The 22,693-nt window shown below is 39.9% G+C and carries 20 protein-coding genes, 2 tRNA genes and 1 pseudogene; 12 read left to right on the top strand and 11 right to left on the bottom strand.

Annotated elements, in window-relative coordinates:
* Nucleotides 1-18: 18 nt before the first annotated feature.
* From SYN7502_RS06945 to SYN7502_RS06955, 3 genes are all read left to right on the top strand, one after another.
* Nucleotides 19-1,977 (top strand): ATP-binding protein, encoded by a 1,959-nt coding sequence (locus tag SYN7502_RS06945; RefSeq protein ID WP_015168148.1) that lies wholly within the window; start codon nt 19-21, stop codon nt 1,975-1,977.
* On the top strand, nt 1,964-3,061 hold the full coding sequence (locus SYN7502_RS06950) for a hybrid sensor histidine kinase/response regulator (protein ID WP_015168149.1): 1,098 nt from the start codon (nt 1,964-1,966) through the stop codon (nt 3,059-3,061). Before SYN7502_RS06945 ends, SYN7502_RS06950 begins: the two co-directional genes overlap by 14 nt.
* Before the next feature lie 94 nt (nt 3,062-3,155).
* A tRNA-Gly gene (locus SYN7502_RS06955) sits at nt 3,156-3,227 on the top strand.
* Between the two features lie 209 nt (nt 3,228-3,436).
* Here SYN7502_RS06955 and SYN7502_RS06960 read toward each other — a convergent pair.
* A tRNA-Pro gene (locus tag SYN7502_RS06960) sits at nt 3,437-3,508 on the bottom strand.
* A gap of 113 nt (nt 3,509-3,621) precedes the next feature.
* On the opposite strand from SYN7502_RS06960, the gene glmM reads away from it, so the two are divergent.
* Nucleotides 3,622-4,986, top strand: coding sequence for a phosphoglucosamine mutase (gene glmM / locus SYN7502_RS06965; protein ID WP_015168150.1), 1,365 nt, complete (start codon nt 3,622-3,624; stop codon nt 4,984-4,986).
* Nucleotides 4,986-5,240, top strand: coding sequence for a DUF3493 domain-containing protein (locus tag SYN7502_RS06970; protein WP_015168151.1), 255 nt, complete (start codon nt 4,986-4,988; stop codon nt 5,238-5,240). Before glmM ends, SYN7502_RS06970 begins: the two co-directional genes overlap by 1 nt.
* Here SYN7502_RS06970 and SYN7502_RS06975 read toward each other — a convergent pair.
* The 6 genes from SYN7502_RS06975 to SYN7502_RS07000 form a co-directional block, all read right to left on the bottom strand.
* The gene (locus SYN7502_RS06975; protein ID WP_015168152.1) at nt 5,230-6,024 is read right to left on the bottom strand and encodes a SpoIID/LytB domain-containing protein; all 795 of its coding nucleotides are present in this window, start codon (nt 6,022-6,024) and stop codon (nt 5,230-5,232) included. The genes SYN7502_RS06970 and SYN7502_RS06975 overlap by 11 nt on opposite strands.
* Before the next feature lie 149 nt (nt 6,025-6,173).
* A complete protein-coding gene (rpsU, locus tag SYN7502_RS06980) occupies nt 6,174-6,353 on the bottom strand; it encodes a 30S ribosomal protein S21 (RefSeq protein ID WP_015168153.1) in 180 nt (59 codons plus the stop codon).
* Nucleotides 6,354-6,783: 430 nt separating this feature from the next.
* On the bottom strand, nt 6,784-7,089 hold the full coding sequence (locus tag SYN7502_RS06985) for an RNA recognition motif domain-containing protein (RefSeq protein WP_015168154.1): 306 nt from the start codon (nt 7,087-7,089) through the stop codon (nt 6,784-6,786).
* 179 nt (nt 7,090-7,268) lie between these two features.
* Nucleotides 7,269-8,594 (bottom strand): 16S rRNA (cytosine(967)-C(5))-methyltransferase, encoded by a 1,326-nt coding sequence (locus tag SYN7502_RS06990; protein WP_015168155.1) that lies wholly within the window; start codon nt 8,592-8,594, stop codon nt 7,269-7,271.
* A gap of 100 nt (nt 8,595-8,694) precedes the next feature.
* On the bottom strand, nt 8,695-9,633 hold the full coding sequence (locus tag SYN7502_RS06995) for an AAA family ATPase (protein ID WP_015168156.1): 939 nt from the start codon (nt 9,631-9,633) through the stop codon (nt 8,695-8,697).
* 161 nt (nt 9,634-9,794) lie between these two features.
* The gene (locus tag SYN7502_RS07000; protein ID WP_015168157.1) at nt 9,795-10,292 is read right to left on the bottom strand and encodes a hypothetical protein; all 498 of its coding nucleotides are present in this window, start codon (nt 10,290-10,292) and stop codon (nt 9,795-9,797) included.
* A gap of 235 nt (nt 10,293-10,527) precedes the next feature.
* Between SYN7502_RS07000 and SYN7502_RS18210 the strand changes: the two genes are divergently transcribed.
* The 4 genes from SYN7502_RS18210 (at nt 10,528) to SYN7502_RS18215 (ending at nt 17,782) form a co-directional block, all read left to right on the top strand.
* Nucleotides 10,528-14,697: a PAS domain S-box protein gene (locus SYN7502_RS18210; RefSeq protein WP_015168158.1), complete on the top strand. Its 4,170-nt coding sequence runs from the start codon at nt 10,528-10,530 to the stop codon at nt 14,695-14,697.
* Nucleotides 14,698-14,873: 176 nt separating this feature from the next.
* Entirely contained in the window at nt 14,874-15,626 is a 753-nt protein-coding gene (locus SYN7502_RS07010; RefSeq protein WP_041430020.1) for a response regulator transcription factor, read from the top strand.
* A 279-nt stretch (nt 15,627-15,905) separates the two neighbouring features.
* Nucleotides 15,906-16,751, top strand: a complete 846-nt coding sequence (locus tag SYN7502_RS07015) for a DNA-binding transcriptional response regulator (RefSeq protein ID WP_210391326.1) — start codon at nt 15,906-15,908, stop codon at nt 16,749-16,751.
* 137 nt (nt 16,752-16,888) lie between these two features.
* Nucleotides 16,889-17,782 carry a 2Fe-2S iron-sulfur cluster-binding protein gene (locus SYN7502_RS18215; protein ID WP_168130327.1) on the top strand — a complete coding sequence of 298 codons (894 nt, stop codon included), beginning with the start codon at nt 16,889-16,891 and terminating at the stop codon, nt 17,780-17,782.
* A 16-nt stretch (nt 17,783-17,798) separates the two neighbouring features.
* Here the strand turns inward: SYN7502_RS18215 and SYN7502_RS07025 are convergent, their stop codons facing one another.
* Nucleotides 17,799-19,202: an aspartate ammonia-lyase gene (locus tag SYN7502_RS07025; RefSeq protein ID WP_015168162.1), complete on the bottom strand. Its 1,404-nt coding sequence runs from the start codon at nt 19,200-19,202 to the stop codon at nt 17,799-17,801.
* Between the two features lie 205 nt (nt 19,203-19,407).
* Nucleotides 19,408-20,140: pseudogene (locus SYN7502_RS19300) on the bottom strand (IS1 family transposase).
* 107 nt (nt 20,141-20,247) lie between these two features.
* Between SYN7502_RS19300 and SYN7502_RS20145 the strand changes: the two are divergent.
* Nucleotides 20,248-20,400 (top strand): hypothetical protein, encoded by a 153-nt coding sequence (locus SYN7502_RS20145; protein WP_210391327.1) that lies wholly within the window; start codon nt 20,248-20,250, stop codon nt 20,398-20,400.
* A gap of 407 nt (nt 20,401-20,807) precedes the next feature.
* Here SYN7502_RS20145 and SYN7502_RS20930 read toward each other — a convergent pair whose 3' ends face one another.
* Nucleotides 20,808-21,293, bottom strand: a complete 486-nt coding sequence (locus SYN7502_RS20930) for a Rossmann-fold NAD(P)-binding domain-containing protein (protein ID WP_246828976.1) — start codon at nt 21,291-21,293, stop codon at nt 20,808-20,810.
* The gene (locus SYN7502_RS20935) at nt 21,277-21,810 is read right to left on the bottom strand and encodes an SDR family NAD(P)-dependent oxidoreductase (protein ID WP_246828977.1); all 534 of its coding nucleotides are present in this window, start codon (nt 21,808-21,810) and stop codon (nt 21,277-21,279) included. The genes SYN7502_RS20930 and SYN7502_RS20935 overlap by 17 nt, the downstream gene beginning before the upstream one ends.
* A gap of 104 nt (nt 21,811-21,914) precedes the next feature.
* On the opposite strand from SYN7502_RS20935, the gene SYN7502_RS07040 reads away from it, so the two are divergent.
* Nucleotides 21,915-22,250 (top strand): DNA-processing protein DprA, encoded by a 336-nt coding sequence (locus tag SYN7502_RS07040; protein ID WP_015168163.1) that lies wholly within the window; start codon nt 21,915-21,917, stop codon nt 22,248-22,250.
* A 148-nt stretch (nt 22,251-22,398) separates the two neighbouring features.
* Nucleotides 22,399-22,683 (top strand): hypothetical protein, encoded by a 285-nt coding sequence (locus tag SYN7502_RS07045; protein ID WP_015168164.1) that lies wholly within the window; start codon nt 22,399-22,401, stop codon nt 22,681-22,683.
* Nucleotides 22,684-22,693: the final 10 nt, after the last annotated feature.

Raw genomic sequence — 22,693 nt, forward strand, 5'->3', positions numbered from 1 at the left:
CAAACCCAATTATTGCTTATGCTGGAGCATTTGAGAGATTTCTACATTCCCCATGGACATTGCTATCTGTGGCAGCCAGTTTTGGTATATCTCAATGTTGCAGGGGACGCAATTATCGGACTTAGTTACTACTCTATTCCGATTACGATTATTGATTTTGTGCGCCGCCGCCAAGATTTACCTTTCAACTGGATATTTGTCCTATTTAGCATATTTATTCTCGCCTGTGGTTCAGGACATTTTGCCGATATTTGGACATTGTGGTTTCCCGATTATTGGCTTTCCACAGGGATTAAAGTCATAACGGCTGCTGTTTCTTTAATAACGGCGATCGCCATAGTTGCCCAAATCCCTAAGGCACTTGCCCTACCTAGTCCTGCCCAACTGCGTGATGCCAATACTAAGCTCGAAGCTGAAATCTTACAACGGCAAAAAACTCAAGAGTATTTAGAAAAAAGTGAAAAACTCTTGGCTTCCTATAATCTTGATCTCGAACAACTAGTTAAAGCTAGAACGCAAGAACTAGAACTAGCTAAACAGGCAGCCGAATTTGCCAATAAAGCCAAAAGTAGTTTTCTTGCCAATATTAGCCATGAACTGCGCACTCCATTGAATGCCGTGATTGGATTTACGGAGCTAATGCTTAAAGATAGTAGCTTCTTAGAATCCCAGCGTCAAAATCTTAGAATTGTTAATAGTAGTGGTTCCCATCTGCTGTCTTTAATTAATAACGTCTTAAATATGTCTCGGATTGAGGCAGGTCAAGATCAAACGGAAATTACCTTAGTTAATCTACCCGAACTCATGGAAACTTTACGTTCGATGCTGAGCCTTAAAGCTAAGACCAAAAATATTGATTTGTCTATTATCTATGCTCCAAATTCACCAAACCTGATAGAAACCGATGAACGTAAGCTTAAACAGGTTTTGATTAACTTAGTTGGTAATGCCCTCAAATTTACACACCAAGGTCATGTGCAGGTTTTTGTCGGCTTTAATTCTCAACCCGATCGCTCTAGTCTCCAGATTGCAGTTAAAGATACGGGCATAGGTATTCCTGAAGTTGAAATTTCCCAAATATTTACACCCTATAATCCTGTTAGTGGGCGATCGCCAGACGGTACGGGCTTAGGACTATTTCTTAGTAAAAAATTAATTGAATCCCTCGGTGGTACCATTCAAGTTTCTAGCCAACTTGGACAGGGAACAACCTTTAGTTTTGATCTGCCCGTAACCATTATTCCTGAGCCTAATATTGCCAAGACTGAGCAAATAGATAAAACTGGTGAAGTAAGGGAATTATTGGTGAGGCTGGCTCCCGATCAACCTCAATACCAAATTTTAGTAGTGGATGATGAATATACCAATCGCCAACTGTTAACTAGAATTCTCACTGATATTGGTTTATCGGTACAAGAGGCAATTAACGGGGATGAAGCGATTAATTTATGCTGCCTTAATAACTACGATCTGATATACATGGACTGGCAAATGCCGATTATTGACGGGGCTGAAGCTACTAAAACTATTAAGACCAGAGCTAATAAAACTAATCAACTCCAACCTAAAATTATTGCCGTCACCGCTAACATTTTTGTAGATCGTCAAACTATGTTGGATATCGGCTGTGATGACCTAGTCCATAAGCCATTTAAGCATCAAGATATTCTGGATATGCTAGCTAAACATTTAGACTTACAGCTAGTTTATGAGACAATAAACCTAAACGTTGCAAATGCTACAAATGCACTAACACAAAAGTCTTTACTTTCTTTATCACCTCAGATAGTTACCGATTTAGAGGGGGCAATTCACAGTGCTGATTTGGATACTGTTAATCATGTGATTACCCAGATTCGCTCCCAAAATGCAGGTTTAGCAGATATTCTCGAAATTTATACTAAAGAGTTTGCCTACGAACTAATTTTGCAAGCGATCGCTGACACCAAAACCATAGACCTTAATGACCAAGCCTAATATTCTGATCGTTGACGATACGCCCTTAAATTTAACCCTTTTAGTAGAAATTCTAAATAAAGGTGGCTACCACGTTCGTCCTGTGCCTAGCGGTAAGTTGGCATTAATTGCCGTTAAAAAGGCTGCCCCAGATTTGATTCTACTGGATATTATGATGCCAGAAATGAATGGCTATGAGGTGTGTCAGGCTTTAAAACAGGATGACTTAACTAAATATATCCCTGTAATCTTTATTAGTGCGATCGACGAATTGTCGGACAAAATTAAAGCCTTTGAAGCTGGAGGTGTTGATTACATTGTTAAGCCGCTCCAACCCCAAGAAGTTTTAGCAAGGGTGAAAACCCACTTAGAACTGCGATCGCTTCAAATCCAAATGCAGCAAAGTAATGAGAACTTAAAAAAACTGAATGAAGAGAAAAATTACTTTCTAGGTATAGCGGCGCACGACCTGCGTAATCCCCTAGCTGCCATTACATCTATGGCACAGTTATTATTATCTGAAACTAATCTCCAAGACGAACAAAAAGAATTAGTAACGGATATCAAGTCTGCTACTGATTTTATGCTATCTCTGCTCAAGGATTTATTGGATATTTCGGCGATCGAATCGGGAAAGCTTAATTTGCATCTTCAGCCTATAGATGTGCAGAAGTATGTAGAGCGAATTGTCTCCCGTTATCGGATGATTGCCCGATCAAAAAATATTCAAATTGAACTGATCGTCACCAATCAAGTACCAATTATTAGTGTTGATCCCAATAAATTTGAACAAATTTTGAGCAATTTGATTAGCAATGCCATTAAGTTTTCCCATGATCACACCGTAGTTAAAGTCTCCATTTCCGCCCAAGAAAATCAAGTTTTATTCGTGGTTGCAGATCAAGGACAAGGTATTCCCGAAACCGAACGAGAACAGCTATTCAAACCTTTCTCCCTGACTAGCGTTAAATCTACCGCAGGAGAAACTAGTACAGGGCTAGGACTGGCAATTACCCATAGGCTAGTCTCTGCCCATAATGGTAAAATATCTGTGGAAAGTGAAGTGGGTAAAGGGTCAGTTTTTTCCGTGGCATTACCTTTTTAAGTGCGATCAAATTCTTCTTGAATAACAGTCATACTAAAACTAGTATTGACAAACTTACCTCAATTTGCGATGCTTAATAAACACAAAATTATATGCGGGTGTGGCTCAGTGGTAGAGCGTCTCCTTGCCAAGGAGAATGTCGAGAGTTCGAATCTCTTCACCCGCTTACTAAATCCATTCTTTTTTTGTTAAAAAGGTTCAGTAAGACACTTAATGTAATTAGATAAGTAAGCAACGTTGCTTATTTTGTTACTTAGATTTTATCCTCTTTAATCTTAATTCTATTTGCTCAATTTGTTCTATTGCCATATGGCTTACAGACAAAAAGAAGACCCTGAGACTCAATCAGGGCTAGAAGTATTGATTTATCGGATATCGGGATGGTAGGGATTGAACCTACGACATCCTGCTCCCAAAGCAGGCGCGCTACCACTGCGCTACATCCCGTGCGTAAACACTATATTAACCCATGTTGTCAGCAAGTGCAAAAAATTACTTGACATTTTACGACTCTAAGTCTGAAATATAGTTGGGTAAGGAGTGAGTGTGAAATTAAAACAATGAAATTATTTGGCGCATTATTTGGCACTGATGGAATTCGTGGTCATGTCGGCACTTTTTTGACGGCTCCGATCGCTTTACAGGTTGGCTTAGCGGCGGGTTTAGTTCTGAAGGAAGAAGCTAGTTGCAGTGATCGCCCCGTGGTTTTAATTGGTCAAGACTCTCGCACCTCTGGGAATATGCTAACTTCGGCTTTAGCGGCGGGTTTAACCTCTGCGGGTTTAGATGTGTGGAATTTAGGCTTATGTCCCACCCCAACTGTGGCATATTTAACTTCTTGCTTACCTGAGGCGATCGCTGGGGTCATGGTGTCTGCCAGTCATAATCCTCCCGAAGATAACGGGATTAAGTTTTTTGGTGCCGATGGGACGAAATTAAGTAAGGCTCTACAAGCTCAGGTGGAAGAGACCTTACAGGCATCATCTTTAGGCACAACCTATGGCTCTTGGGGGAATTATAGTGAGCGATCACCCCTAGTGGAACTGTATCAGCAATCGTTGTGCAAATCGATTTCTACGGACTTACAAGGAATCAAGGTGGTTTTGGATTTGGCTTGGGGGGCAGCGAGTTTTGTCGCTCCTAAGGTATTTACTAGTCTGGGGGCAGAGGTAATTTGTTTACATGATCAACCCCTTGGCGATCGCATTAATGTTAATTGTGGCTCCACTTGCCTAGACCCTCTACGGGCAGCAGTACAAGAGCATAAAGCTGACATGGGCTTTGCCTTTGATGGGGATGCGGATCGAGTTTTAGCAGTGGATAACTACGGCGGAATTATCGATGGAGACTATATTTTGTACCTGTGGGGACAGCATCTGCTGGAATCACAACGCTTACCTGAAGCTCGACTAGTCACTACGGTTATGGCAAATCTTGGCTTTGAGAAGGCTTGGCAAAAACTTGGTGGTCAGATGGTACGCACTGCTGTTGGCGATCAGTATGTCCATGCGGAAATGCTCAAATCTGGAGCAATGCTGGGAGGTGAACAGTCAGGGCATGTACTATGCCGTCACTATGGAGTTAGTGGTGATGGTTTACTTACGGCAATTCATCTCGCAGTTTTGGGTAAGGAGCGATCACCGTTATCAGACCTGATGGCACAAAGTTTTACCCCCTATCCGCAATTACTGAAAAATGTACGAGTTGAAGATAAATTGAAGAGATTGCATTGGCAGGAATGTGAACCCGTATATCAGGCTCTACAGGCAGCTATTTCCGATTTAGGCGATCGAGGAAGAGTTCTAGTCCGCCCCTCAGGCACTGAGCCACTGATGCGGGTAATGGTGGAAGCAGAGACCTTGGATTTAGCACAATACTGGACTGATGAACTTACCCATAGAATTAAACTGCATCTGGTTTCCTAATGCGACCTAAGACTCCTAAGGATTACGAAAAGCTCAAAGCAGAACTCAAGACTCCATTTTTGGGATTGCGGCGATTTATTTATTTAGCCTGTGGTACCTCTGGTGCCTTGGGAGCTTATATATTTTTAACCCAACTATTGGCAGGGAAGTCCGAGGTTAGTACTACCCTGAGTAATTTAGCAGTGCAAATGGGAGTGATTGGCTTAATGATCTTGCTCTACCGCATAGATCGACCCAAAACCCCTAAGGTTTAACGGGTTCGTCACGGTACCACCAAGCCAAAATTTGTACCCAGTTCCAGCCTCTTTGTGCCATTTGCTGACTAATTTTTTGATCAAGATGCTTACCATCGGATACGGGCATAAACCCATTACCCCAATTAATCCAACTCACAGGCAAACTGGCTCGATAATAGCCCTTAAATCCATCGCGTAAGACGTATCCTGCGGTTTCAACTACGGCTAGGTCGCTATTTTGATGAATGACTGGTACTGGCGTAGGTTGCTTGGGATCAAATTTGAAGAAACCACTATAAACTTGATCACGGGTATCGCTGACTAGATCGTAGGGTGCAGTTCCCCACTTACGTTGTTTTTGAGTATTAATGGCATAACTGCGAGCAGCAACAGCTTGTGCCTTAAGTGCGTCTAAGTGCCAACTAGCTGGCATCTCCGAAGGTACGACACTACGCAGATATTCTTCGAGAGGTAAAATGTTGACAGCGATCGCTTTGCTATTCCAAGACCGAATTTCGATATTACCTGGGTAAAGGCGATCACCAATCTGGGTTAGTCCGTTGTTAGAGGGCTGAATTAGATTAACTTGAGTTCGAGGCAGAAAGTACCATTTACCCGGATTAAGTGTAATAGGTTCAGAGTTATTACCAGTGGTTAAGGTTGCAGGCTGGGTTACAGCTACAGGCATTTGTGCATCTGCTTCTTCTTTGATGAGAACCCGTAAAATAGCAGCATTAGCAGCAGCACCAAGGTTAGCCGAAATTAAGCAGACACACAAACTCAAGAATACTTTTTTAATCATTAGGTAACTCACAGGATCACTCACACACGTTACTTTCGTAAACTTAATGGCTAAACATTATGATTAAACATTAAATTACTGAAAAATTTAGTCTAATAATGTCAGTGTCCCTAAGTTTATGTCAAGACCTAAGGATTAATTACATAGAATTAATTGAACCTTTTTTTGCGGCGGCGGGCGATCGCCTTACGCTTTAGTTTTTCAATTGGGGTCTCGAAATGTCTTAATCGTTTCATGTCGGCAAAAATTCCAGCTTTGGCTACCTGTCTTTTAAATCGCCGCAAAGCTGACTCAATTCCTTCATTTTCCCCAATATTCACTTGTGTCATTCTGTATTACTCAAAAAATTTTTAACTAGGTTTTAAGAAATTTTACTTTAACGAACTTTATAATTACCGAATCCATAGACTCAGAAGAGTCAGGTTATAGCGATCGCATCAAGTACTTACTGATTTAAGTTGCTGGTTATTTAGTTTTCGTTATAGCTACCTTGAAATTCACTACATACTCCCTTACTACTATAAAAACACAGCTAATTAAAAGGGGTAAAGGCTACACGCCCATACTCCCAATACGGTAATCTTTCACTACGAAGGGAGTATATCTAAATAATCGATCAAAATATTTAGATAAAAAAGTGAAGCTGATATGAACTAGATGAATCCATGTCACTTCACGTTAATTTAATTTTGTGATTAATTTTTTGTGATTAATTAATGATCGATTTCGACAAAACTAAAGCAGTGCTTTGCATCGAGTTTAGTAACGGCGAGAAAATCCATCTCTGTTACCACCACGTCCACCACCACCAGGAGCTCTTTCTTCTCTAGGTTTGGCTTTATTAACCTTAAGGTCACGCCCCATCCACTCTGCACCGTCTAGGGCTGAGATTGCTGCTTCTTCTTCGGCATCAGTATTCATTTCCACGAAACCAAAACCGCGCATTCTGCCAGTTTCACGATCTGTAGGGAGTTGAACACGCTTAACACCGCCATACTCGGCAAAAATGTTAGAAATATCTTGTTGAGTAACATCATAGGAGAGGTTACCGACGTAAATAGACATGAAATGTATCTCCAGAATCAAATAATTATTGAAGAGATTTAGATTCGGGAAGATGATTGCTAGATTAGAGAACCTGTCAGCCGAATTAATGCTCACGGAAAATCATAACACAGGTAGAGCTATTATAAACTTAATTTATCTTAACTATCAAAAATTCATTTACAAATTCATTTAGAAATTTAAAACTTTTGGAGCTTGGCAATAAAGAAGCCATCCATATTAGATTTATGGGGTAAAATTTTTAGCCACGGATGACTAGAATCTGATTGTAACTGGGGAGCAATATTTGGAGTCACAAGTTTCCAGTGGGGGTGGGTTGCCAGAAACTGCTTGATTACAGCTTCATTTTCATCTGGATGAATTGTACAAGTTGAATAGACCAGAATACCTCCATTTTTAACCCAAGTTGCGGCTTGATTCAGGAGTTCAGTTTGTAAAATGGCTAGTTTTTTTGATTCCTCTGGGTTTTGTCGCCACCGAGCATCTGCGTGACGATGAAGAGTTCCTAATCCTGAGCAGGGGACATCTAATAAAACTCGATCCGCTTGATTTTGAAAATCAGCAAACTCTCTACTATCTCCCACTCGAATTTGCACAATTGATAACCCTAGCCGATCGCAATTTTGTTGGAGTTTTTGGAGACGGCTGGCAGTGCGATCGCAGGCATAAATTAAACCCTGATTGCCCATGAGTTCAGCTATATGGGTAGTTTTACCCCCAGGAGCAGCACAGGCATCAATTATAGTTTCATTAGGCTGGGGATCAAGAATTAAGCCAGTTAGTTGTGCGCTGGCATCTTGAACAGTCCATAAACCTTCCGTAAATCCGACTAGGCTGGGAATATTTCCCGATCCTGTATTTAGCCTTAGGGCATTAGGGATGAGGGGTAGAGATTGCACTTTAATCTCGGTCGCTTCAAACAAGGTAATTAATTCTGCGGTGGTTATTTTTAAAATATTTGTGCGCAAATCAATATGGGGCGACTGATTAAACCATTGACATAATTGATCGGTTTCTTCCCTGCCAAATTGTTCTATCCATAATTCAATTAACCAATCGGGAAAACTATGCAGAGTGCCTAAATCATGAATATTATTAAAAAGTGTGTGTTGTTCCTGCTCTCGGCAAATCTTTCTGAGGACTGCATTTACTAGTCCCGATAATCCCCCTAGTTTTACGGATTTAGCTAAATCGACAGTAGTATTCACAGCCGCAGAATTGGGAATCTGGTCTAAAAAAACAATTTGATAAATCCCTATGTGTAAAATTAATCGGAGATCGGGTGGTTGTTTTGCGGTTGGTTTACCTGTAAATTCGGCAATTAAAGCATCAAGGGTACGTTGCCTGCGGGTAATGCCATAGACTAACTCTGTTACTAGGGAGCGATCGCTTTTAGAAATATCTGGATAACTCTGCAATAGGCGATCGAGGGCGATATCAGCAAAAGCTTTCTGTTTATTTATGGACTTGAGGGCATCAAAGGCTAGTTTGCGGGCATTGGTCATAGATACCAATTAAACTGAAGATATTAGGCGTTATTTGACTGAGATTTACTGAAGTTTATTGAATATAGAGAGTATTTTATGGCTTGAGCCAGTAAATAATTTAAGGCATTGACACTGTATCTAAAAGCCTTTGAATGATCTGCTTGGGCGATCGCCGACCCGCAGGAATAATCCGATGTCCTAAAACATAGGGTGCTAGAAACTTAACATCATCAGGAGTGACATAATCTGCCTTGCGGTTGGGATCAAGGTTAATTCGTAAAAATGCCAGACTTTGAGCAGTGCGCTGTAATGCTACTGTGCCTCTGGGACTGGCTCCAAGGGTAATTTCACTATCTTCACGGGTTGCCCTCACCAAATCCACAATGTATTGGCTGGTGTTGCGGTTAATTTTAATCTGCCGACACTTTTGGCGCAAAGCCAGAATTTCCTCGGGAGTAATACAGGGTTCTAACTTAGTCACACCGATCGCCCCTGACTGCATTTTTAAGAGGATTTCAATTTCCTGATCACGGCTAGGATAACCAAGGGTAAAGGCAAGCACAAACCGATCAAGCTGTGCCTCTGGAAGGGGGAATGTGCCTTGATATTCAATGGGGTTTTGGGTAGCGATCGCAAAAAATGGAGACGGAACCGCACGAGAAACGCCATCTATAGTTACCTGCGCCTCTTCCATAACTTCGAGTAAAGCTGACTGCGCCCGTGGGGTGGCTCGATTAATTTCATCAGCTAATAAAATATTGGCAAATACAGGACCGGGTAAAAATTGAAATTGTCCCGATTGGGGATTCCAGATATTTGTGCCAGTGATGTCCGTGGGTAATAGATCAGGAGTACATTGGATTCTTTGAAAAGAGCCAGCGATCGAGGCAGCTAAGGACTTTGCCAATAGGGTTTTGCCAACTCCGGGTACATCTTCTAATAGGGCATGACCACCAGCCAGTAAAGCCACTAAAGTAAGCTCAATCGCCTCACCTTTACCCACGATCGCCTTACCTAGATTTTCGACTAGCTGTTGAATCTTGTATTGATCGTCCATGAGTTATTACTGCAGATGACTGGCTTATATTTTTAGGAACTTATATTTTTAGGAAATAGGTTTGAAATATATTTCTGAAACTATGATGTAAAAATTATGACACTAAAATTTACAAAACAATTTACAAAAGAATTTACGAAACCAGATTAAGACAACCAAAACTAAAACCGAAATCCTACACCTGTTTGAATTGCTGTAGCTGTACCACCAGCATTACGATAACCATCGATCGCAAAAATAATATTGCCAAAAACCACTAAATTACTATTAGGAATAGTGTAATCAATCCCCGGTTGGAAAACTAAGGCTGTTTTATTACCTACGGGAGTATTGGTGGAACTATTAGTAAAAGCTATGCCTGTTCCCAAATAAATATCCGTATCAAAGTTAAGAGGATAATCAAAGGAAACTGTAGGCACAATGGCAGTACTGCTCCCAAATAATACTTGAGTTCTCAGAGAAATCGGAATTTCTAAAAACTTATACCTCAATGCCGCTACAGCAGAAGTATTTCTACCTTCGTTACTATTGACATTACCTTCACTCACGCCAAAACTTAGTCCACCACCGATGTAACTACCATAGGCGGGTTGTGCCTGTACTTGAGAGGTAAAAGCGAGAAGACCTAGCCCAATTCCTAGTCCTAGTATGATTTTCATTGTAGTTCTCCATATTTAAAGACTTTTGCTTGGGATTGTATCAGATCAGCGCATAAATAGTTGATTTGGGGAGTTAATTGGCTAATGAATTGGCGATCGCTGACTTGAAAGTATAAAAAGCGTAAATAAATACATCTTATCTAAGGTAAGTGTAAGCTTTGTTTAGCCTGTGCAGAATTACTAGGGATTTTTAGTACAATCAGTGACTTACGGTGATTATTGGCAAGCTCTCTAAATGACTGAAAAACTTACTGAAAAAGTGATTGAAACAGGCGATCGCATTCCTTTAATTTTAATTATCAGCAGCAAGCCAGATTTCCTGTTAAATTTCAAGTTAAACCATATTCAGCAATGTGAGTCTATTTCAGAAGCCTTAAAACTGGCATTAGCATCACGAACGGATCAACAATCACAGTGTATTTTGCTTGACTGGGAATTATCAGAATGTTCTCAGCTTACCTGTATGAGCGTAACTACTTTGATCGAAAAGAAAGAGGTGCTTCAGCAGTTAGACAAAGCATCCCAAAATTTTGTACCAGTTTTAATCTTAATAGGGACAAAGCAGGAAGAAAAGCTTAAAGAAATAGTTACTCCTCTGCATCTAGATTATCTGCTTAAAGAAAGTTTGAGTCAGGAATTTTTAAATTTTGCTATTAATCAGGCGATCACTAAGGCAAATCTAAACCAAAAATTAGCAGAAACCGAACGGAAATTACAGAAATATGAACCTAAGAGAAAAAGTAGTAAAAGGATTAGGCTTAAATCTCTTAAATCTCCAGAAAAATCTCTATCCCTTTATCAATTTGACCCTCAGATTCTTGACCAAGTCAGTGATGCGGTGATTCTGATAGACAAAGATTATCGAGTAACCTACTGCAACGATTCTGCTTTAAATCAGTATAAGCTTCCAGCAGATAAAATGCGTGGTAAATACTTAAGCGAATGCTATGAATTTAAGTGGCTGAATCCTGAAGATGAACATAGAGCCATGGCAGCAATCGAAACTCAGGGCTATTGGGAAGGTGAAAATATCCATCGCCTTTTAAATGGGGAAGAATTATGGGTCGGCTCCAGAGTAGTTACACTTAGGGATGAAAGTGGAAATTCTATTGGGTTGTTGGCAACAATCCGCAACATCACAAAGCAAAAATTAGCTGAACAATCTCTCAAGGAAAGCGAATTAAAGTTAAGAAAACTAACTGATAATATTCCCGTTGCCCTTTATCAATTTCTGCTCAAACCTGATGGCTCAATGTCCTTCCCATTTACGAGTCAGGGTACTTTCTCGCTTTACGAACTTACCCCAGAAGCAATTCAAGCGGATGCCAATATCATTTTTACCTTAGTACATCCCTTGGATGTGGAACCTTTGTATCAATCCATCCAAATTTCGGCTCAAACCCTAGAACCTTGGCGATGGGAAGGCAGAATATACACGGCTTCAGGAAAATTAAAGTGGATTTCAGGGATTTCTCAACCCGAACTACTGCCCAATGGTGACATTCTTTGGCATGGCATGGCTAGGGATATTAGCGATCGCAAGGAATATGAAATTGCATTACAAAAAAGTGAAGCAACTAATCGTACTATGCTGAATGCTATTCCTGATTTGATCCTACGACTTGCCAGTGACGGCACCTGTTTATCCTATAAAAAGTCTGGAATTGGAGTAGATAATTGCCAACCAATTAAAAATCATATTTCAGAGGTTTTAACCCCAGAATTGTTGCAACAACAGATGCAAACTATTGAGCAAGCGATCGCCACAGGAGAATTACAGATTCATGAACATAAACATCTTAAACCCAATCGTATTGTTTATGAAGAGGTGAGAACCTTAGCGATTAATGATCAAGAAGTTCTGGTGATCGTGCGTGATATTAGCGATCGCAAACAAGCAGAAATTGAACTCAAAACCAAAACTACCGAACTTGATCGATTTTTCTCTGTATCCCTAGATTTACTTTGTATTGCGAATATGGACGGTTATCTCCTCCGCCTTAATCCTTCTTGGCAGACTACTCTAGGCTATAGTTTAGATCAACTGGAGGGGAGTTATTGCATTGATTATGTTCATCCCGAAGATGTAAAAAGGACTTTGGATGCGATCGCACTTTTTAATACTCAGCCGTACATTGCCAAATTTGTAAATCGCTATCGATGCCGTGATGGCTCCTATCGTTGGTTCGAGTGGAGAGGCGCAAGCAGTGGTAACTTGATTTATGCTGCCGCTAGAGATATTACTGATCGGAAACAAATAGAAGAGAAATTACGGCGAAGTCAAGAAAATTTATGCCAGAGTGAAGAGCTATTGAAACTAACAATTGACAATACTCCCGTTGGTATCTGCACTTTCAACCTTGAAAATCAATTTTTAACTGTCAATCAGTACTTATGTCAAATACTTGGCTACTCACCTGAAGAGCTTATCAAAAAAACTACCTTAGAATTTAGCCATCCCAGTTATGCAGAAACCTGTTTGGCAGCTATTTCCCGACTGTTAGCTAATATCACAAAACATGAATGTATAGAGAAACAGTATTTACATAAAAATGGAACTCTAATTGATGCTATTACTCGAATCAGTTTGATTAAAAATGCTAAAGGTGAGCCATCTCACTTTGTCGCCACTGTGGAGGATATTACCCAGCGTAAACGTACAGCGATCGCTCTCCACCAAAGAATAGAGTACCAAAATGTTTTAATGACCCTTACCCAACAGATTCGTCAATCTCTGAACCTAAATCTCATCCTAGAAACTACTGTAACCGAAGTCAAAAGAATCTTAAATTGCGATCGGGTAATCATCTATCAGTTGCTTGAAAATGGCTTGTCTAAAATTGTCCAAGAATCTGTAAACCCAACTTACCCAGTTATTCTGCATAGCAGTTGGCATGACACACATCTAACATCTGAAATGTTTGAATATTTTATTAACTCTAATATTTTGATTGAGAATAATGTTTCCGAACATTCCTTTTTTAAAGATTTATCAGAGTATATGCAGGAAGCAAAGATCAAATCCAAGATTATTGCTCCAATTGTGCATCATATTAATAATGTCAATAACGAGGTTAATAATAAAGTTGAAGTCACTAGATGGCAAAGATATGATAAACAGCTATGGGGGCTATTAATTGTGCATTCCTGCGGAGAATTGCGGCACTGGCAACCTGAAGAAGCTGAATTATTAGAACAGATTACTAATCAACTGGCGATTTCTATTCAACAGGCAAGTCTCTACCAACAACTGCAAAATCAAGCTAAGGCTGATCGCATCCAGACTGAGGTTACTTTAATAATTAATCAATCTAACAGCGTAAAAGAAGCACTAGATTTGATCTTAAAAAAAGCAAAGGATTTCCTACAGTGCGATCGCATTCAAATTTTTCAACTAGATGTCAACTGCAACGGCTATGTCCTAAAAGAGGAAGTCTGCTGTCCCGAATTATCAATGCTGAATACCGTATTTAAAGATAGTTGCTTTGCCCCCAAAGATATAGCCACAGAATATCTGAATGGTCAAGTTACCTATATCAATGATGTGGAAAATGACCCAAATATTGCTCCCTGTCATGCTGAAATATTGCGCCAGTATCAAGTTAGGGCAAATCTTGTCGCTCCTATTATCTTGGGCGATAGCCTGTGGGGACTATTACTCGTACATCAATGCACTGAACCAAGGTATTGGCAACCATTAGAAATCAGCTTTATCCAGCAAATAGGGATGCAGATTAGTACAGCTGTGCAGAAAGAGAATCTATATCTACAAATATGTAATGAATTAGATCAAAAGAAAATACTATTGCAAGAAATACACCATCGGGTGAAAAATAACCTGCAAGTTATGTCCAGCATCTTGTTTCTCCAGTTTCGTAATGCCCCACTTGCAACTCAGTTAAGCATAGAACAGTATCAAAGCCGCTTGGAGTCTATGGCATTAATTCATGATCAACTCTATCGTAGTGATGATCTTAGCCTCATTGATTTCTCTAGCTATATTCATAACTTAACCGCCAACCTATTACAGTGTTACTATCCCCATCCAGACCTAATTGAACTAAACATAGAGGTTAATAACGTATTTCTATCCCTAGATCAATCTATTCCTTTAGGGTTAATTATTAATGAACTGGTCTCTAATTCTTTGAAATATGCCTTCCCCAATCAGTATGGCAGAATCAATATTCAGCTAACAAAGACCATTCCGCTAAACAAGATGCCAATATCTTTAACACTCTTGGTATCAGATAATGGGGTAGGTATAAGGCAGGATTCAGCCCTAGACACTTCTCAAAATTTAGGATTACAGCTAGTCCAGAGTTTAACCGAACAATTAGAGGGAGATATTAGCTTTGATTATAAAAATGGCTTTAGCGTGCAAATAACTTTCCCGATTACTTAAAACCGCCATTCTGACTAACCCATTAACAAATACCTTAACTACAGAGAGATGATGGAATATACTGCTAAATAATCGCAAAGTTCGCCTTTTTATCATGAGGATCAATTGGTAATTACTGGTAACTAATAGTAGTGTATAAAATTAATAGTACTGTTTGGATGTAAATGCTTGAGGTTATGGGTACCAAAACATTAATTGTCGAGGACGAAAAGCTAGTCGCCCAACATATTTCACAGCTTTTAAAGGATGAAGATGGCAGTATCTGCGAAATTGCCTCTGATGGTAATACAGCAATCAAAAAAATTGCAGACTTTCAGCCTAAACTTATCCTCCTCGATATCCGCCTCAAAGGAGAAATGGATGGTATAGAAGTTGGTGAGCATATTCAATCTTTGTATGATATTCCTTTCCTTTACCTCACTGCCTTCAGCGATCGCGAAACTATTGAACGTGCTAAACATACCTATCCTGCGGGATATATTCTCAAGCCTTTTCGCCGTGAGCAACTAACTTCGGCAATTAAAATAGCTATGTCAACTCATAGCGCTCAAAAAAATGCTCAAATAAATAAGCTTGCCTTAGAGCATGATTCATCTCCAGCAGAAAAAGTACTAGCTAATTATCGGCTGAAACCAATACTTGACTACATCAATAAACATTTTGATCATGAGATTAATTTGGAAACTTTAGCTGATTTGATCAACATGAATCCTTCTTATTTTTGCCGATTTTTTAATCAAGAAGTTGGCTGCTCTCCCTATCAATATATTATTCAAACCCGTATAGAAAAGGCAAAAATTCTCCTGAAGCAAAAAGATTTATTCATTAATGATATTTGTTTTCAATGTGGATTTACTTCCCACAGTCAATTTAATCGCCACTTCCGCCGTTTTGTAGGTATGACACCCAAAGAATTTCGTGACTTATAGAAATTAATATCAGTAAGCTTAAATTCTATAGTTATTACAGTTTTTATGAAAAAAGGGACAAAGTAGGGTTGCAGGGCTAGGTTCCCCGTTATGGTTTTATATTTCTTTTTGTGCTGCTTAAAACTGATAAGCGCAATATAAATGTAGTTATAAATACTTAAAACTCATATCAATTAATAACTAGGTTGTAAAAAACGGGTTAACGCTTTCGGCTGGATTTACTCTAATGTCTCTGTGTATCGCAAAGGAGATGTACCAGTGCAGTTACTAAACAGAAATGTGAAATCCAGTTCCGTTCAGGAGCGATCGCTTGTGGTAGTTATTGCGGAGTCTGATTATTCAACTTCTCAGCTAGTGGTTGCAGAACTAAGGAAAGATCGGCATTTGGTCATAGTCCGTGACAACTTTGAAGATATTGATGTAGCTCTAAGTATTCAAATACCTGATCTATTAATTTTAGGAAATGTGCAGGGAGTTAGATTCTTAGATTCATTACGGAAATATTCTAAGTTACATCCGAATATGCGGATCATTTTACTCACTGGTGATGAGAAGGTAAATCAAACTTTTCGAAATTGGGCAATCTCTAAGGGATTTTATGATGTTCTTAGTTCCTACTACTCAAATTTACATCTATTGAGAGAAGCATTACAGGAAATTCTCTATTCATATCAGAACAATCCTCAAGAAATTCCAGAATTTAACACTTCAATTTCCGATTTAGTTATTCCTGAACTGCCCTTAGACCTGAATTTAGAAACAAACCTAACTTTAGAAACACTAAGCTATCGGCAAACTCTATATGCACTTAACCAGATCACCCAATTTAGCAAGCAATATTTTAATGAAATGATACTGGCTAATTATTGGAATAAGTCTTACAGAAGTCTAATTGTCGAACACCATTGGCTAGAGTCTTGGTCTATCAATCATAACGGCACAATTTCGTATTTTAGTGAAGAAATACCAGAGGGGCGACTTACCGAATCCGAATATGCAAGCTTAAAGTTATGGGTTCAGGGCTTTCTACAGGAATGCGATCGCCTAATTAATGACTACACCTCAATTTTACAAAAAGCTAAGTTATCGGTTCCAGTTAATCAAATCATTGGTTTTATAAGTTGACGAGCATAATGACCTTAGACCCAAATTCATCTCATAATTCCCATAATATAATTCCTGGTTATCACCTGAACCTATCAACCCTGCGGATAGTCATAGCTGAATCCAATCCAAAAATTCTGAACAGCTTACTTCAGAAAATGCTAAGTATTAGCAACTGGCATATTTATACCTGTGGTGAGTACACGGAATTACTTGAGGTTTTGAGTTTTGGTACCGTCGATTTATTGCTACTAGGAAATATTAATCAAAGTAATTGTCGGGAAATTTCTCAAATTTGTCGCCAAGAGTGGCAAGATTTACCAATAATTTTCATTAGTCATGATCCGATGATTCCGGGCTTTTATCGCAGCTTGATTGCCGACAGTCAAGGACTTGGCGATGTCGTTAGTAGTACTGCTGATAAACATGATCACTTTGTCAAAGTAATTCAAAATGTGACTGGTGTAATTCATGCCCAAAAACAAGTTCTATCTTGCCTATCTCTCGCTCCAACTACTGCCAAGGAAGATTTGATTTCACTAATAATTGATGGTAAACCTACTACTTCACCAAAGGGAACTCAACTGCTCAAAGCATTGTTAGGTAATCAAGCTAAATTGCTAAAAGCCTGTGGTGGGCAAGGAAGGTGCGCTACCTGTCATGTATTTGTCCAAGCAGGAATGGATTATTTAACGCCTCCAACTGCTTCAGAACTAATGACCCTAGACCTGATGGGGATTAAAAACCCTAATGCTCGCCTTGCCTGTCAATGTCAAATTCTTGCAGCAGGGGTAGAAGTTGAAGTCCCAAAAGGTAAATATATTGGTTCGGAAGCGGAACTGGAATCATTAATTGGTAAGAGGGCGCAACAGTCGTTTATTGATCCGAGCACGGGCGAAATTCTCATACATGAAGGTAAATTGATCTTAAGATCAGCCCTACAGAAGATGCAGGAAATTAATCAAGAGTTAGCAAAAAAGCTGGGTATTTTGTTATGCCGCAAATCTATGCAAAAGCCAACTTCAGTTACCTATTCCCTAAAAGACCTCTAGGTAAATCTTGAGATTTTTATTCGGGGTAAAATCTGGCTGTACTCATCTCCTCTAGGTTCAGAATTTCCGCTAACTGCTCGGCATTAAGTAACCCTCGATCTAAAACAATCTGGCGTAAGGATTTCCCCGTAGCTAGGGATTCTTTGGCAATATCGGCACTATTCAAATAGCCAATGTGCGTATTCAAAGCTGTAACTAAAGATAAACTTCCTTCGGCGTATGCCAGACAGCGATCGCTATTAGCAGTAATGCCACTAATACATTTTTGTGCCAAGCTATTCAGGGCATTACCTAAAATTTCCATGCTATGTAAGAGGTTATAGGCAATCAATGGCATCATCACGTTAAGCTCTAATTGTCCTGCTTGGGCAGCGATCGCAATGGCAGCATCATATCCCATCACTTGAATGCACACCATATTTGTCATCTCAGCAATTACGGGATTATATTTACCCGGCATGATCGAGGAACCCGGTTGCACAGGCGGTAGTTGAATTTCTTTAAACCCAGTTTTTGGTCCTGAATCTAATAAACGTAGATCATTGGCAATTTTGATCGAGTCTTGAGCTAGATTGCGTAAGCTTCCCGAAACATTAACAAAGGCGGACATACTCTGCATTGCTGCCATGGGATTAGGAGCAGGCTTCAAATTAAATTTAGTCAGTTCGCTCAGTTTCTGTGCCACTTTAACCGCATAGTCTGGATGGGTATTCATGCCCGTACCCGCCGCACTACCGCCCAGTCCCAGTTCAGTTAAATCTAGGGCAGCAATCCGAATCCGTTTAGCATGATCGGTAATAATTTGAGCGTATGCCAGAAATTCATCGCCTAAACGCACAGGTACAGCATCTTGGAGATGAGTCCGTCCAGATTTAATCACATCTTTAAATTCGGTGGCTTTGAGTTGAAGTTGACTGATTAAATGATCTAAGGCGGGATAAATATATTTTTCCAGTGCCATTAAACCACCAATTCGGATCGCGGTGGGGATAACATCATTGGTAGATTGCCCATAGTTGACATGATCGTTAGGACTGATGCGGTTGTAGTTCCCTTTGCGATCGCCTAGTAATTCTAAAGCTCTATTTGCTAGAACTTCATTGATATTCATGTGATGGGAAGTTCCCGCCCCTGCTTGATACACATCCACTACAAATTGCTCCCGCATTGCTCCTGCCAGTACCTGATCACAGGCGATCGCAATCATTTCGCCAACCTCACTGGGAATACAACCTAGTTCCGCATTAACTAGGGCAGTCGCTTTTTTAATCGTGATCCCTGCATCTATGTAAATCGGTAAAGGTTTAATACCACTAATCTGAAAATTGGCGATCGCCCGTGCCGTTTGAATTCCATAGTAAGCAGTTTCAGGGATTTGTAATTCTCCCATGGAATCTTTTTCGGTGCGATACTCAGTCACGTTTTACTCCTTTTAATTAATGCCACTTAATCAATGCCAATAGCAAGAATGCTCGAACCATTGTAAATCGAACTGCCTAATAAATATCCATAAATAGAAATTTCACTGTTTGTCATATTTGCTTTATGCTCAAAGCTTGTATCTGCTGGCTTTTGCAAATCCTTTTTTTGTTCCAGTTTTAGTAAGTTCTAAATTATGGTAGTGATCAAGAGGGCATGATGCAGAACTTAGAGTGAATTTCAGAATTGTAGTGATGGATAAATATCCAAATAGCACCGATATGATTTTCTAATTTCTTAGAAAAAGAAAGAGTTTTTCTAACAAGGCGAGAAATTCTTTGCCTTAAAGTACAATTGAACCTTTCAATATGATTAGTCTGTCCAGACTCTTTGCCCACAGCCTTATGGCGTTTTTAGGCAAAATACAGCTATAAGCTTGCCAGAAGTCAGTATAACAAACAGCCCATTGTCGATAAACGGTTGGTAAAGATTGCCATAACCCCAAGGCTGTTTCTTGGTCTCGACTACCAACAAACACTCCAACAATTTCTCTAGTATTTCGGTCAATTGCTAACCAAATCCATACCTTACATTTTTTATCCCCTACAAATGACCATAGTTCATCGCACTCAATGGTCAGGCGTGCTTTTTTTTAGGGATTACCTTAACTTGCGGCTCTACACTGACAGACTTACCATTTACATAACTCTGTAACCACTGTAATGACACCTTGGCAACACGCTTAATCCCTCGCATGGATATACGTTCTAGCAGCAGATTATCGACTAATTTAATTGTGGATTCAGCTATTGGCTGGTTTTTGGGATTAATCACAAATTGACGATTACACTTTTTACATTTGTAGTTTTGTTTTTTGTGACGGGTTATGCCATTCTTAACTATCTGGTCACTTTCACAGTAAGGACATTTTACTTCCATAGTTACTTCTATTTTGTTTTACCCCTTTTTTTATCTATCATGCCCTCTTGATCACTACCAAATTTACTTATCGATCCCAACCATATCCATGCCAAAATTCTAACTGAATGGCAAAAAAGCCTATGACCTACCTTATCCTCGACACCGAAGGTAAAGAATATCTGTACGAAATTGCTCTTATCGACCAAGCAGGTAACCTCATCTACGAAGCCTTCACCACCCTAAAACCGCAGACACCCGACTTAAACTCAAACCCCTAGAACAAATCCTACAAGAAGTCACTGCGATCGCCACAGGTAAAACCCTCTGTCATTACTCCAAACATGATCGCCAAGTCATTGAAAACAGCAACCGCTATGCCAACCTTACCATCTCCAAATTTTCCTACGCCTGCACCTGTGAACTAGCAAAGCAGATATTCCTCACCCTTCTCAGCTACTCCGTCCCTAATCTCAGCAGGCACTTTAACCTTAAATTTGAACCAATCCTAGTAGCTGCAAAATTTCAAATACTCCATCATTACTATCGACCAACTGGAATGCCCATCGAAGAATGCTCGTGGCTAGTCATGGTGGCTCATAAAGCTAGCTAATGGGAAATATCCCTTCACTTTCTTTCTGGGCGGCGATCGCACTCCATAAACATAAAAACTCTTTCAGAGTAATACTCAAATTGTGGGGGACGTGAGAAGAGTTAGCAGGATTATCCACCAAGGCACTCTAATATCTGGAATAAACTTAGCTTTAAGCATTGGCAAACCTTGGGGCAGTATAAATCTGATTGAGCTTAAAGAAGCTGGGCGACAATCGTATTCATCAACAATTCCATAACGAGCCGCCAATTCCGCCACAATATGTACTTTACCAGTTCGACGCATCAGATCAGGAGTATTAAATAAGGCAGCAATTACTCTACCCACAAATAAATGAGTTTCCCAATTAAACTTATCTAGGATTCTTACAGATGAGTTTCCCTTCTCGGCAACGCCAAGATTACTCTCAGTATTTTGAAGGTTGTCATCAACTAGCCTATGAAAATGCTCAGTGCCAATAATACCGGGATAAAGTGAAATCGAAACAACATTAAATGGCTTAAGTTCGACTGCCATATCTGCCGCAAGGCGATCGCAAGCAGATTTACCAGTTAGTTCCATAGGCTACTCCAAAGATAGGAGCTAATCCGCCCCAAGAAGATATGGTCACGATTAATCCTTGCTTGCGTTGGGTCATCATCTTCGCTGCCCAATGACTTGACACATAGTGACTGCTCAACCCAACTTGATTGCAAGCATCCCAAAGACTAATATCCGATTCCCAAAATGGCTTGCCTTTGCTCTCTATCAGCGATCGCACTCCGCCATAGGCATTGTTTACCAATAGATCTAATTGTCCATTTTGTTCCCTATCAATTTGCTCAAATAGAGATTTAATCTGTATATCATCACTGTGATCGGTGGGTATAGCAATACAAATTCCACCCGCCTTTTCTACTGCATTCTTAGTATCTAATAAGTCATTCGATAACAGTTCTGGAGAATTACTACCATCAAAACTGCGCCCCGTAATATAAACCAACGCACCTGCTTCACCCAAAGCGATCTCAATACCCTTGCCAATTCCCCGTGATGCCCCCGTTACAAGTGCGACTTTACCATTCAAATTTCTTGGCACGAACAATAACCTCCATTTTACGAACTACCTTACAAGTATCACTCAAAGAATAGAAAATTACATCAGTCCTTTGGTAAAAGCGAAGTGATAAATAAAGTGATAAAATGAAAATAGCAATAGTCGGTTCCAGAGAATATCCAAATCTATCCAAAGTTAGAGCATACATTCAAACCTTACCCATAGATACAGTAATCGTAAGCGGTGGGGCTAGAGGAGTAGATAAATGTGCTGAGAAAGTAGCAGAATCCATCGGACTCCAAACAGAAATCCACCCCGCAGATTGGCATAAGTTTGGCAAAGCAGCAGGAATGAAACGCAACCAGCAAATAGTCGAAACATCAGACCGAATCGTGGCATTTTGGGATGGAGAGAGCAGAGGAACTAAGAACACCATCGACACAGCAAAAAAACTAGGCAAGGGAGTTACAGTCTTTCAGTAAAAGCGAAGTCAAGAGGATAAAACAATGACAAATCGTGAAAAACTAATCTATTCCAAAACCGCAGCCAGTAGAATGCTGAACTGCCTACCCCATCAAGTCAGCAGATAAAATCATCCTAGCTAAAGCCAAGGGTAGAAGACCCAAATTCATGAGCAAAAGAGCATTTCAGAAACACTTTGTGGAAATCCACAAGCAGAAAGCTCTGGAAGTAAATCTTTATCAACAATCAGCTACAGAATGGCTTGCCCACAGCCCCGATAGTAAAACCTATCATAACATTGAAATAGCTAATAACCGCATCACTTGCACCTGTGAAGATTATCGAAACCAGCAACAAATACTGAGAAATGCCTGTTGTAAGCATATCTACTCCCTACTATTCCAAAATGGATTTAACTCCTTGAGAGATTATCAAGCCAAACAAGCAGCATAGTCCTTTGAGG

The sequence above is a fragment of the Synechococcus sp. PCC 7502 genome, from assembly GCF_000317085.1.
GTDB lineage: Bacteria > Cyanobacteriota > Cyanobacteriia > Pseudanabaenales > Pseudanabaenaceae > PCC-7502.